Source organism: Klebsiella sp. MBT K-1, from assembly GCF_002556465.1.
GTDB classification, from domain to species: domain Bacteria; phylum Pseudomonadota; class Gammaproteobacteria; order Enterobacterales; family Enterobacteriaceae; genus Klebsiella; species Klebsiella grimontii.
The window spans coordinates 379,540-392,597 of sequence record NZ_PDEL01000001.1 but is presented as its reverse complement, the minus strand read 5'-3'; the positions used below and the strand labels follow the sequence as shown (position 1 = coordinate 392,597).

The window sequence follows — 13,058 nt, the reverse complement described above, 5'->3', positions numbered from 1 at the left end:
ATAAGATGCTCAAATATGAATACACTGGTGCACATAATTCACCAATGATGAGCAAAGAAAAACTTAACGACTTGCAGGCCTTTGCCACGGTGGCCCAGGAGCGAAGCTTCACCCGGGCCGCAGCCATCCTGGGCGTATCCCGTTCAGCGCTGAGCCATACGCTGCTCGGGCTGGAAGAGCGCCTCGGGGTGAGGTTATTAATCCGCACCACGCGCAGCGTTTCGCCAACCGATGCCGGGACCCGCCTGCTTGCGGTGCTTGCGCCGCGGCTGAATGAAATTGAGAGTGAACTGGCTTCACTGCGCGCTTCACGAGATAAACCCGCCGGAACGGTGCGTATTACCGCGAACGATCACGCCATCGTCACCGTGCTCTGGCCTCGCCTGCGGCCCTTGTTAAATCAACATCCGGATATCAATATCGAATTCAGCGTCGGATATGAACTCACCGATATTGCCGCCCAACGCTTTGATGCCGGCGTGCGTATGGGCGATCAGGTGGATAAGGATATGATTGCGGTGCGCATAACGCCCGATGTGCAGATGGCGGTGGTCGCCGCCCCCGGCTATCTCTCCGGCAGGGCGACGGTAAAACGTCCTGAGGATCTGATGGCGCATAACTGCATTAATTTGCGTTTGCCCACCCACGGCGCGCTGTACGCCTGGGAGTTCGAAAAGGGGGACCAGAAAACCAGCGTTCGTGTCGAAGGACAAACCGTGTTCAACAATACCTTTCTGATGATGCAGGCCGCGCTGGACGGGGCAGGGATTGCCTATGTTCCCCGCGACTTAGCGGCGCAACATATTGCCACGCAAGCACTGGTGCCGCTGCTCGCCGAGTGGTGTCCTAATTTTCCGGGATATTACCTGTATTACCCGGGCCGACAGCATCTTCCGGCGGCGTTTACGCTGGTGGTTGACGCGCTGCGTTGGCACCGCAGGGAGTGATGTCGGCAGCGCTATGGTTGCGGGCTTCTTAAACTGACCGGGGTCGACGTTGCCAGTAACCGGCAAATAAATACGCTAAATCAGCATTCCCTCTGTCAAGACCATCAGAATGATCGCCAATCGACGCTGATGAGAGAATCTGGAGGCTGGGATGTCGTTACTTATAGTTGGAATTGGGGACATGCTGCTGCATCAATTCAACGATCCAATCAATAAAAACGCGCAGTTTGGCGTTGACATGGCGGTTCGGCGGAAACGCCAGGTGCAGAGGCATTGGACTGATACGCCATTGTGTAAATAACGGAATCAAAGAGCCAGCAGCCTGATGCGCTGCCGCCATATAGACCGGCAGCGCAATCACGCCTAACCCGGCTAAGCCAGCTTCGAGGTAAGCATTGCCGTCATCCACGGCAAGTACATAACTGCCCGTGATTTCAATATGTTCACTCTCACTGCGCAATACCAGAGGATCAATCTTGCTGGTGCGTGAGGATAAGAATCCCACTATGCGATGGTCGGTGTTTTCCAGCTCTCGCGGGTGCGCAGGGGCGCCAAGGCGTTTCACGTAACTGGGGGCGACGTAGACGCCGATTTGCAAATCGCCGACATGGCGTGCGATCAGGGACTGGTCGTTGATTTCGCCACCGCGCAGGACGCAATCCACGTTGTCGCCGATCAGATCCACCACCCGGTCACTCACGCCCATGTCGAACTGGATATCAGGGTAACGTGCGTGGAAAACCGGTAGCGCCGGCACCAGGATGAGGCGGGCCAGTGGACTGGGCACATCCACCCGTAGCCGTCCCCTGGGCGTCATCGCCGCACTGGACAGGCTGTTCTCAGCATCCTCCATGTCCGCCAACAGGCGAATGACGCGCTCGTAGTAGACCGCGCCATCGGGAGTCACACCGAGCCTGCGGGTGGTGCGATGGAGCAATTTGACGCGCAAGCGCGCTTCTAGCTGCTGAATGAGTTGCGTCACTGTGGTTTTGCTCATATGAAGCGTTTGGGCAGCCTTTGTGAAGCTACCTGCCTCCACCACGCGAGCAAAGGCGCGCATCGCATCGAAACGATCCATTCCTGGTCCTCATTTTCACCGATTGTTTGGATATTACAAACAATGATGGACAAAGTCGCTTGTTTATCCACCCGATCTCACACCTGTAAAGTGTCTTTATGTTCACCGGGCTGATTTCGCCCCATTGCAAAGGTACAAACATGACGGCACGCGAAGCAGTTTTTCCGTTTGGTCGGCAGGCGCTCTATGAGCGCAATCGCTATTCACCGGCCATCAAATCTAACGGTTTCTTGTTCGTTTCGGGGCAGGTTGGTAGCCGGGAGGATGGTTCGCCTGAGCCCGATCTGAAAGCGCAGGTCAGGCTGGCATTCAATAATCTTAATGCTGTCCTCGCGGCTGCGGGCTGCACGTTCGGTGACGTGGTTGACGTTACCCTCTTTGTCGTCGATCCCGAGTCAAACCTCGAAGCTATCTGGAGTATCCTGCCAGAATATTGGGGGGAAGCGCCTTACCCTACGTTGACCGGGATCGGCGTGACGTGGCTGTATGGATTCAAGTTTGAGATTAAGGTGATTGCCAGGCTGCCCTAAGCGTTACGGAGCCGTGTGGCAGCGGGCGATGGTGGTGACTGCCGAGCGGTCAGAGAGATGGAGGAATACTTGTGAAAGCAGCGGGTTATGACGTGCAAGGCGCTCCCGGCGTCCTGAAATATGTCGATATTCCCGATCCGGTCGCGGAACCTGACGACGTTCTGATTTCTGTCGAGGCTATCTCAATTGAAGGGGGATCTGATCAACCGCCGTTCGACGCCGCCTCCTTGTCTTCATGGGTCGTCGGCTACGCGGCCGCGGGCAGTCTGACTGTCGATCTGTGGTCGCCAATGCAGTCTAACCAGACACTCATGGGGGTATTCATAGGACCCCTTTTTGAAAGGCACGGAGTTCGGACACGTGTGGACGACATGTTGCAGGCTGTAGCTGCAGGGCGCATCAGGGGTGTCATTGACCGCATCTTCCCCCAGGCTAACGCTGCCGCGGCCCATAAATTCGCTGAGACAGCGAAATCGCTTGGCCGCATCGTTATGAAACCATGAGGCGCGTTTGACCAGTATGAGCGAGTGGCGGTAAGACTGTCTTAGAAGAGTTTTGTAATGGTACTCAATTTCTGTTTTTGAGGCGTTAAGGGACATTTGGGGTACTCCGTCATCGAACCCAATTGATCCCAAAATTCTTCCGCTGTGGAGGAGGAAATGAAAATAAAAAAAGCCTGCTTCAAAAGCAGGCTTTTCAAATTTGGCTCCTCTGACTGGGATCGCCTTTGCCATTAACTGGCTGTTTGGTAAACTAAACCTAAAAATTGGGGTTGTCAAGACCACCAGAATGACCACCATTTAGATGTATATTTAGAATGGTGCTAATTAGCGCACCTATTAAAGAGGATGTGAAATCTTGAGCTCATTTGATCTACTGGCACTAATTTGACGCTCCATTAATTGTGCTTCATGTAAAGCTGTGTCACTAAAACTTTTACCAGTTAGAAGAGTGTCAATCGCTTTAAATAATGACGAATCAAACTGGTTATGAAGCCATTGATATCTCCCCCAACGGAGTTCTTTAAACTCAGAAGAACACTCTTCACCAAATGCAACTAAAATTAAATTTTCAATATTAGAATCGCAATGCCATGCCACTTTGGATGGATCATTTTTCCCTGCCTTCAATAAATAAATAGAACGCATCAGAATAGTGCAGTAAGTAGAGTAAAGCGCCCACACAAACTCACCAATATGTGGCCTTACTAACTTAACGTCTTCAGAACTAGCATTGATTAAATGGGTCAGTTCAAATTGCTCCAATTCATGTGAATATTTATGTAATCGTGCATCAGTATAAAAATTTTTCATTTCTTCATCAGTGAAAACGTCCGTAAAAGAGGCTGCACTAGGAAATTTTTTGCGAAAGTTGATTATCCCTTTCCAAAGAATATCGACTGCATCAATTTTTCTTGAAATTGTTGCTTTTTGTACCTCAGAGAAAGATGCAGCAGCAATTTTTAATATATTCGATTGTCGATCTAATTCTGCCTTCATATCTGTTAGATGAGCATCGCTTTCGGTTTTAAGTTCAGCCTTAAGCCTCTCTAATTTATTATCATATTGATTTTTAATACTTAAATGAATTCGGTTTCCAATCCAGGTTCTAAAAAACCATCCAACACCAGCCAGAAATACCAAGCTGAAAGCGGTGGATGTAATCATTTGTAAAAGGAAATTTCCTAATATATCCATTTTTAATCCCCGTTTTATGTTTATAGCTGTGAGAAAGTATCGTAATTCGATGCGGCCAACTCTATCATTTTATACAAAAATTGACTGTAACTTAATGAATTTGTTGATTTAATTAATTCTATGAGGTATCTGTTTGATTCTCTTGCTTTTGTCTTGCAAGTATCCGAGGAATGTATTTGAATATTAAGAACATAAAAGTTCAATAACTTGGCATATGTAATCATTTTGTTGGGAGGTTGTTGGTGTTATGAGTGACCGAAGACCAGAAAAGCGATTTAGTAACAGCCCCCTGAGTGCAGCCCACAGAGGTTACGTCTACCAAGATTTGGTCACGGCATATCTATTCATCTGCTGCCTTGTGCGCAGGGATAAGAAGATAACTGTTGATCGCAAAACCGTTGAAGACGACCGTTTTGATGATATCGAGGTCATTGTAAACGGGCATAAATTACGTAGGCAGCTAAAATCAAGTGAAAATATAACCAGGCCATTAACTTTCGATGATTTTGATAAAAAGAATTCATCTTTACGGTTTGATCGACTAGTCAACACGTTTCTCTCCTCAGAAGATGATACTGCTACAGAAGAATATCGCCTCTGTGCAACATGGCAGTATCCTAATTCTGACGACCCTGTTGTTGAATTACTTATACCAGCTGATAGCGCTGGTACTTTCGATGGATACTCCACGGAGCTATACTATTTGGACCCTGATAGGGTCTGGCCGAAAAATTCTTCCCCAGTATTTAAACCATTGGTGAGTATTCCTGGAGGGGAAGCTGTACCTAGTCGCGATGATGTAATTGCTTTTTGCGAGCGGTTTATTATTGAAATTGCATTTCCTGCTGCTTCCCTTGATCTTGAACATCCCGGTCCTCTCGAAAATTTACTATTAAAAATGCTTGTGGAGCATGTTGGTATTGGTCGCTATCCAAATGATGAACGCCGCGTGGAAGATGTGGCAGCATTGGCAGTTCATATCGCTAATGTTGCAAGGACAAGAGGAGAATCATTATCGCCATCCCTTATAGCGCAACGTTTATCACTCCGTACCGACTTTGGTCGTATTGCTCAAGCATTCCCTTTAGACAGAGCTGTTTTATTCGAGCGGAAGTCATTACAGAAACAACTCTTTGAGGCAGCACAACAACAAGGGGTTCATCTTGTTCTTGCTGGTCCAGGAGCCGGTAAATCATGGTCTTTGACGCAGTTGTCAGAAGAACTGGTACAACAGGATTTTATTGTAGCTCGCCATTATTGTTTTTTGGAACCAGGGGATGAACTGGTTGAACGAAGAATTACAACAAACGTTTTCTTCGCTAATTTGCTGGCTGAATTGCATGAATCCTGTCAAAAAAATGCAATCCCTATACAACAGGTTTTTTCTTCAGGTATTCATGAGCTCGAACAGATCTTAGGTGAAATTTCTGCCTCTGAAAGACATACTGTGATCATTGTTGATGGGCTGGATCATATTGCACGTGTTCGTGATGCATCATTAGACCTCAGTGATAATGAAACAGATATTGTTGAACAATTGGCAACGCTTGAACTACCAGAACGAGTAACGCTAATTATCGGCTCGCAACCAGGCAAACATCTTGAGCCATTACGGGAAGTATACAACTCTAATTTAAACGAATACGTTGTTGAATCTTGGTCATTCGAAGAGGTCAGGGAACTAGCTATAAAACTTGGGTTAGGTACTGCACTAGCAGAGATTAACCTACAAGAAAAAGAAAATGACGTAATACAAATGTTGTTCCAGCGTTCGGAAGGTAATCCTCTATATACTCGCTACCTTTGTTTTGGTCTGATGAATGGTCTTTTATCTGGTGCAATTACTGAACCGTTTGAATGGCTCATAGGGGTGCCCGATCTAAATGGCGATATTAAACATTACTATGGGTACCTGTATTCGTCGGCAGGAAAACAAGCTCAGGCTATTGCTGATCTTATGGGGGTGATGGATTTCTCAGTAACTGAAAGTGAATTATGTGAAATTGTCGGTCCATTACTTAGAGGATATGTTTCCGCAGCACTACAGATCCTACGTCCTGTCCTAACCCAGGCAACTACTCAGGGCGGCATGAGGATATTTCATGAAAGTTTTCGACGTTTCATGATTGATGAGCTGGTTCGTCAAGGAAGACAAGTTGCTGATATTTTATATCCCGTTGCGGTATGGTTGGAAACACGAGGTTTTTTTGTTGATGCTAAAAGTTATCGCTTTTTACTACCAATTATGAGGCGAGCTGGAAGAGATAACGAAATTCTGACATACGTTTCAGCATCATTTGTACGCGACAGTGTCGCTCATGGCCATCCTTTCGAGGCTATTCAGAAAAATATTATGCTTGCGACGGATGTCGCTGCTCGTACTCTTAACTGGCCTGCATTGGTCCGCTATGCTGAATTATCCAGAGCACTTAATTCTTGCTTTGAGGAAGGGAACAATGATTGGCAAGAGTATTGGCGGGCTTACTATTCTATTTATGGGGCTGATGCATTAGCCGAGAGGTTGTTGTTCGATGGTCGTCCAACACTAACTCAAAAAGAAGGTTTACTGGCCTGTCAGTTAGTTGATTCCAATGGGGTTGCCGCGCCTTGGCAAGAATACTTATCTATTACAACAGAAATAGAAGATAGACTCGATTATTCGGATACTGAGTCTCATGGTGACGTTCGTTGTAATAATGAAGAGGAAGCCCTCGCAACTATTTACGGTGCGTTACGGTTAGGGCGGTATAGACAAGTTATCCGACATATTTATTGGAATCTATGTCGTTCAGGGTTGCTTTTTTCGCCTTGGTTCTTGCGTAATTTAGCTCAACAACTTGCTCAGTTTATGTCCCCAGCCTTAGTCGAAAGAATTTGCTATAGAGGGGATCCTACTTATACCGGACGTTACAGATTACCAGACAGATCTGTCTGCCTCTTATTTCTTGGTCTTTCTGATTTCTACCGGAATATAAAAGCAGTAGATGACAGTCGGCATTATGCCGAAATGGCCTTATGCCAGGCTGTTACGCCAATAGAAGCTATGTGGTGTGTTGATGCTGGAGCTTCAGGTGAACGCGCACTTGATATAGTACGTAACGAGCTGAAAGTTGAAACAACTCCAGTAAATGAGCGTTATTCACCAGAAGCCGAGTTTGTGCATGAATGGGTGGCATCAGTACGGCTGAAAGCTCGCGATGTGGATTGTGAGAGGTTTTTCCAGCTTCAACGACTTAGTCTGGAGGGAGACGGCTGGTATCGCTGTTGGTTGAGGTTTGTTCTTGCTGTTGCATTGGCTGAAGCGGCTGCGGTGAACGATGAATCATACGATATTCTAGCCGCTTTTGAAGAATTAACTAAGGACACAAGACCATTCGTTGGTAGCCCCAGAGCCTGCGATCTCTATTCGATACATCCCATTATCAAAGCGAGTCTCGTTCGTGCACTTAAGCTCCTCAAAACTCGTGAGGAGTGGGAAAAAGCTCTAAGTATTATTTCTATGGTTCGTAATGATACGACAACATATCTGGATCGAGATGAAAATAGTCCGCTTTCAGGAGATGTATTGTATTCATTTTTTCTTGCACACACTGTAAAGCCCGAGATTGCAGATTTAATCATTAAAAAGCTAGAAGATGAGCTTGAATCTATGGAAGCAAATGGCACTTATTACAGTGTACATGCACTAGAACGAATGAAGTTGGCTCAACTTTATGCGAAAACATCCCCCTTGGAGGCAATCAGGCACTGGCAACAGGCCATTGTGTTTTTATTAGGTTATGGTTTTCGAAAAGATATTACATTGTTTGATATCATCGAATGCATTCCTGCGTTAAGACTTCATTCAAGAGAATCAGCGATACGTGCACTGATTAGTCTCCACCCACTACTAAGTGCAGTACTTTGTCATACCGATCATAGAACGACAAAACATGCCCCCAATGCATGGTTTAGTTCACTGTTGCAAGTTGACGAAGTTCAGGCAATCGAATTACTTAATCGTACTCTAATGTATGAACGAGGTATTTTTTCTTGGACAAGTATAGAGGCACAGAAGGAGACATTACGTCAACTGGCTGACCGGGGGGATTCAATTTTATTGAATGCACTATGGTCAACATTATTGGTTGATATTGACTATGAGAATGCCGGAGAAGCAGTAGTAAAAGAGAGGCTGTCCTCTGTCCAACGCTTACTTACAGAATATCCGGCTTATGCTCAGGAACGATTCACGGTACTTTGTGCAGAAGTATTTAATGATTCTTCTAACTACCAATTAAGCGCGGTTGGGCCTTTGCGGCAATTTGCCGAAGAACATAGTCTGCATATGCCAGCTTACAAACTACATGAAACGAATAAAAATAGAGAAACTCATCGAAGAGAATATATCGGAGATACATCTCCGATTACCTCTATAGCTTTACGCATTCCAGTATTTCCGCCAGCACCAAAATTTGTCGAACTGCTAACGATATTGCGAAAGCTTTCAAAATCAACTCTTTCTCGTGCTGAATATCAAGAGTCTGTTTCACTACCATTAAGTTATATAATGACGGAAATGGTACAAAGAGGAGAAGAAGATCAGGCTCTGCGTCTACTCTATTTTTTTGTTCACGAACGTTCTTATTGGTCGCTGGAAAGTATTACGCCGGTATTGTGTCTGGCGGAGTGTCTAGATAATTCTGGACATGAAAAATTGGCTGTTGTTGCCTATACGCTTGCTTTCACTTCTGCAAGAGGAGGACGGGGATGGCTCAATTTTGGTGATGACACACAATCCGCACCTCTCCGTCGGGCTCTGGAGATGGATAAAAAGCTGGCACTGCAAACGCTGGCACAGGAGACGCTCCGACGGCTAAATATGGACGGCTATTATGGGTTATCCCGTCACCTGATTGAAAGGATAGCTGACTGGGGCGATCATGAATTGGCAGTGAATGCCTGGGAAGAGGCCTTTACCATTATTGAAAGCCGATTACCGCTCCCCGGTCAAATTCATGTGTTTGAAAAACTTGAACTTCAGGCTACCCCTGAATGGTCTTTGGATGAATCACTTTGTGTGCTTTTACTCACGAATACAGGTAATGCGGTCATCTCCAGACGAATAGCAGCCCTGTCAGGTGTTGCTCGACTGGTAAAAGAGAGAACAGAACTCTTTTATAACCCTCTAAAATACTATCTGATGCATACCAGTAGTGTTTCCTCACTACAATCCATACTACAGATTCTTAACGAAACGCCGGCAGATGTAACTGCTTTGGTTCAAAGGCTCAAAGAGCCATTAAGGGATTATGCTCAAAGTTCTTCATTAAGTTTGTCACTGTTGGCCAAGCTTCTTTTATCGCGTATCAAGGAAACATCATTTAACGCGAAATCAGCGATGTCATTGGCAACAAACACGCCTTCAAATAAAGCCATGGAAGTAGTTTTCTTTGCTGATGAAAGCTGTTTATTGAATCTTTTTCAAGAAGTGTGGCCTGAGCTACCTTTGCTTGTAGCTACCAGAATGGAATCATATATTACTGGTGACGCTGAAAGTGTTTTCCAGCATTTTATGAAAAAACGATACGAACTCAAATATGACCGAGGAAATTACGTAAAACCTTCGGCTCGAACTTTGCTATGGCATTCTGAATTATTTCTTGCCATTTTTGATGACGTTTTGACCGAACTTCCGGCACAATTCTGGCGTAAGGGATTGTGGGAAGCAGATATAGAACGTAGCATCCTGGGACAAATTCTGCCTCTTATGCCTCTTCATCTGGCTCTGGACGCCAGTCGGATCCCCAGACCAAACTGGCCGTTATATGAAAGTAAACAATATAAACTGGCAGAATTTACACGGGTCTCTAATGAAGACCCAACATGGGGGGGATGGATAAGATTAGGACTGTTTGAACAATATTATTTCCGGGCAGATGGTAAAGATTATGGCCCCATGGACAGGAAAACGGTGCAGTGCGCTGCGATTGTCAGGACAAATCTTGATGGAATGGTTCCTCCGCAAGTATCGCCTTTGGGCAGTGATGATGCCTTAGTTTGGTGGGAAGACATTGATTGGATGGAGGCAATGCAGGCTCGAGCAAAGCCACGATTAGTTAAGCTGGATAAAGTCAAAGACTGGTTGGATGATGTCTTTGTCCTTCTTCCTCCTGCAGCTCTGAAATATGATGCGCAATTGAAATCATCTCATTACGCGGGGCCGCTATGCTGGTACGATGAGAATGACCAACCGTCCGTTGTATTACGAACATGGCGAGTTAAAGGAAAAGGTACTGGTGACATAGATGCCCACGTAATTATCGGCGCTGATTTAATTATGCATCCAAAACTGGAAAAGGTATTGCATACGGCATATGGCGGACCGCTTAAAGAGCTTAATTCTGTTCACTGCGAAACCATTTCGTCGAAGCGCGGAGAATAAAAACGATTAGGAAGTTAATGGGCAGAGGAAGACATATGCTTCAGCTGCCCAATAGCATTTTTTAATATAATTAAACGTGTTATTTGTCAGAGGGCATTCATAATGTCCTCTGACAGCGCCGCAAAAAACGCCCCTCCGACATCTTATCCACAAAGGGGCGCAACAACGTAGCAACCTTTATCGCTTCCACTTCGTTAATATGGCAGTCACCGTCACCAAATAGCGCCATCATGCCGCGAAACAGATAGTCATACAGTGACGAATTTTTTTCATAAACCGAACTTTCCCTCCGGTACTTTTGCAATGCCGTTACCACAGACTCTCGCTCCTCCTGCGAAGCACCGACGCTACTGCGGATATAACCCCAGTAATTGACAGTAGTCTTGTTCAACAAAAAGAGAAAGGCATCGCAAAGTTGCTCAAACTCACTTGCCTTAAAGTACACCCGGCGAGTGTAGAGATGATAAAAATCTTGTAATTCAGTCAGCAACGCCAGCAAACTCTGTTTGCTGTCTATCTCTTCAACAGAGACATTACTTTCCGGTTGGTAGTTGGAATAAATATCATCGGATGTGTAGGCGATATGGCGGGGTGCGCGAAATGGCAGTCGTTGCCAGCCCCGGCGTTCAGGAAAGTAATTAGCACAGTACCAGCTATCTGCCGCAGGGATTAATTTCTCCATCAGCCAGCGATATGTTGTCAACGCATCCCAGTAATTACGAGGCCCGATGGCGTCCTCTTCCATATTATCGATATCGTAGCGACTGGGAGGTTGCCAGATTAGCGCCACACGATGATTAGTAAGGCGATGAAAATTAGGGTCGCGGCTGGCTAATAGTGTGACGTGATGCCCTTCGTTCATTACTTCATCTTTATGACGGGTAAAGACCATAATGCGCTCACGGGCAGGATTAAATATCGACCACTCGCCTTCGGTATCCAGATAGTCATGGTGTTGACAAAAGGTGCTGATGCGACCCCATAGCCAGTAAGGAATGGTAATAAGATGAATATTATCACCGAGTGGTGTACTGTTCGAGAAATCAACGGTGCGACAAATCTGGTCAATCTCTTCCATGCGCTGTTTATAGCACCTCCAGAACTTATCAAAAGCATCACAGAGGGAGCGGGTTTCATTTAGGGTAAGTGCAAGGCGGCAGTTACCAATATCACAATAATAATTTTCACCATGAGGTTCTTTTAAAACCCACGGTCTGACTCTCGCCTCCGGTGGGCTACCGGCTCCTTCGAAGGCTGAATTTAGCAGGTCATTCTGACTCATCGTCAGCAAAACATGGCTATAGCGGCCATTACGAAAATCAATGAAACAGGATAGTGGATTTCCTTTCAGATTAGGTAAAAACGCCTTAATCAGCACATGATCGTTCTGAAGAGTATAGGTATCACCATTAATGTGTTCATATGGATGTGTGTAATTTCGCCAGGCAGAAGATTCGTTATAGTCCCACAAGCCATAGTTTTTGATATTTAACAGCGCTCGCTCGCCATAAAACAGAGATACCCAGCTCTCGTGACAAAAACGATACAACAGATTTGGACAATAAAGATTTTTCAGCCAGTCGTGGATCAATTCCGTATCAAGCAGTCGATGTACTATATTCAGCTCCTTAAAAAGACCCTCTTGTTTTTTATATTCCGCAATTAGCTCCGCTGACGCTTTCTCACTGAGGAAAATGTAAAACTCATTGATATTCACCTGCCATTTTTCCCGATGTTTATTAAAGCGCTCGACAGTGGAAATATAATGACTTTTTGTAAATTTTTTACAACGTTTCACTTCGTATAACGAATAAACGTCCTGATTGCCGTGCTGACGATGCGTAAAAATATCCGCCCCAAATTGTGATTGGCCGGAAATGCCAATCGTCATGGCATCAACTATCTCGCCGTCTTCGATTTTCAGCCGTTTTTTGATGAGCTCACAACAAAATAGCTCAAACGTTTTCTGTTCCATAAGCTCCAGTGGTAAATAAGCATCTGCTTTTCCAACTGGTGGCCCCAGCTTTACAATCTGTTGTTCTGTAGTATTCAACGGATTCCCTCCGAAAAATTGATGAAGATGATACTTTAGCGACCAATGCTTATATTTATAACAATCTGCGATCTGTATTCCACCACTTCCTATTGCTGTTTTTGACCGAAAGCGGTATCTTTTACCCGTACCTGCAAATTCAGGTGCCGGGATTGGAACCCCGAGAAATGTTACAGGCGACATACGACGCGCCCCGCGTCTTTTTTTATGTCGTGCGCTCGGCTATACCTCAATGGTGGGCTGGGCGGGGGCACCGTAAGGTGCGCCGGTTGCCTGTAACGCCGGTAGTTCCAACCCCGTTCAGTCCACCACCATGAGATTGGAACCTC

The 13,058-nt window shown here is 45.7% G+C and carries 7 protein-coding genes; 4 read left to right on the top strand and 3 right to left on the bottom strand.

Features of this window, described 5'->3' with window-relative positions; translation table 11 throughout:
- Positions 1-44: 44 nt before the first annotated feature.
- Positions 45-947 (top strand): LysR family transcriptional regulator, encoded by a 903-nt coding sequence (locus CMQ96_RS01845; protein WP_049131044.1) that lies wholly within the window; start codon positions 45-47, stop codon positions 945-947.
- A 157-nt stretch (positions 948-1,104) separates the two neighbouring features.
- Here the strand turns inward: CMQ96_RS01845 and CMQ96_RS01840 are convergent, their stop codons facing one another.
- Positions 1,105-2,025, bottom strand: a complete 921-nt coding sequence (locus tag CMQ96_RS01840; RefSeq protein WP_098065760.1) for a LysR family transcriptional regulator — start codon at positions 2,023-2,025, stop codon at positions 1,105-1,107.
- A 140-nt stretch (positions 2,026-2,165) separates the two neighbouring features.
- Here CMQ96_RS01840 and CMQ96_RS01835 point away from each other — a divergent pair, with 140 nt between their 5' ends.
- Together CMQ96_RS01835 and CMQ96_RS01830 are read left to right on the top strand one after the other, a co-directional pair.
- Positions 2,166-2,555, top strand: a complete 390-nt coding sequence (locus CMQ96_RS01835) for a RidA family protein (RefSeq protein ID WP_049100074.1) — start codon at positions 2,166-2,168, stop codon at positions 2,553-2,555.
- A 71-nt stretch (positions 2,556-2,626) separates the two neighbouring features.
- Positions 2,627-3,058 (top strand): zinc-binding dehydrogenase, encoded by a 432-nt coding sequence (locus tag CMQ96_RS01830; protein WP_141522372.1) that lies wholly within the window; start codon positions 2,627-2,629, stop codon positions 3,056-3,058.
- Positions 3,059-3,394: 336 nt separating this feature from the next.
- Here CMQ96_RS01830 and CMQ96_RS01825 read toward each other — a convergent pair whose 3' ends face one another.
- Positions 3,395-4,252 (bottom strand): hypothetical protein, encoded by an 858-nt coding sequence (locus CMQ96_RS01825; protein ID WP_098065758.1) that lies wholly within the window; start codon positions 4,250-4,252, stop codon positions 3,395-3,397.
- Positions 4,253-4,499: 247 nt separating this feature from the next.
- On the opposite strand from CMQ96_RS01825, the gene CMQ96_RS01820 reads away from it, so the two are divergent.
- Positions 4,500-10,676 (top strand): ATP-binding protein, encoded by a 6,177-nt coding sequence (locus CMQ96_RS01820; RefSeq protein ID WP_141522371.1) that lies wholly within the window; start codon positions 4,500-4,502, stop codon positions 10,674-10,676.
- 97 nt (positions 10,677-10,773) lie between these two features.
- On the opposite strand, the gene CMQ96_RS01815 is transcribed toward CMQ96_RS01820, so the two are convergent.
- Positions 10,774-12,912 (bottom strand): hypothetical protein, encoded by a 2,139-nt coding sequence (locus CMQ96_RS01815; protein ID WP_255256973.1) that lies wholly within the window; start codon positions 12,910-12,912, stop codon positions 10,774-10,776.
- Between the last annotated feature and the right edge of the window lie 146 nt (positions 12,913-13,058).

Bases quoted from the DNA above. Each gene is read 5' to 3' on its own strand.
- CMQ96_RS01845 (WP_049131044.1), top strand. From the start codon at position 45: ATGATGAGCAAAGAAAAACTTAACGACTTGCAGGCCTTTGCCACGGTG.
- CMQ96_RS01840 (WP_098065760.1), bottom strand. From the start codon at position 2,025: ATGGATCGTTTCGATGCGATGCGCGCCTTTGCTCGCGTGGTGGAGGCA.
- CMQ96_RS01835 (WP_049100074.1), top strand. From the start codon at position 2,166: ATGACGGCACGCGAAGCAGTTTTTCCGTTTGGTCGGCAGGCGCTCTAT.
- CMQ96_RS01825 (WP_098065758.1), bottom strand. From the start codon at position 4,252: ATGGATATATTAGGAAATTTCCTTTTACAAATGATTACATCCACCGCT.
- CMQ96_RS01820 (WP_141522371.1), top strand. From the start codon at position 4,500: ATGAGTGACCGAAGACCAGAAAAGCGATTTAGTAACAGCCCCCTGAGT.
- CMQ96_RS01815 (WP_255256973.1), bottom strand. From the start codon at position 12,912: ATGTCGCCTGTAACATTTCTCGGGGTTCCAATCCCGGCACCTGAATTT.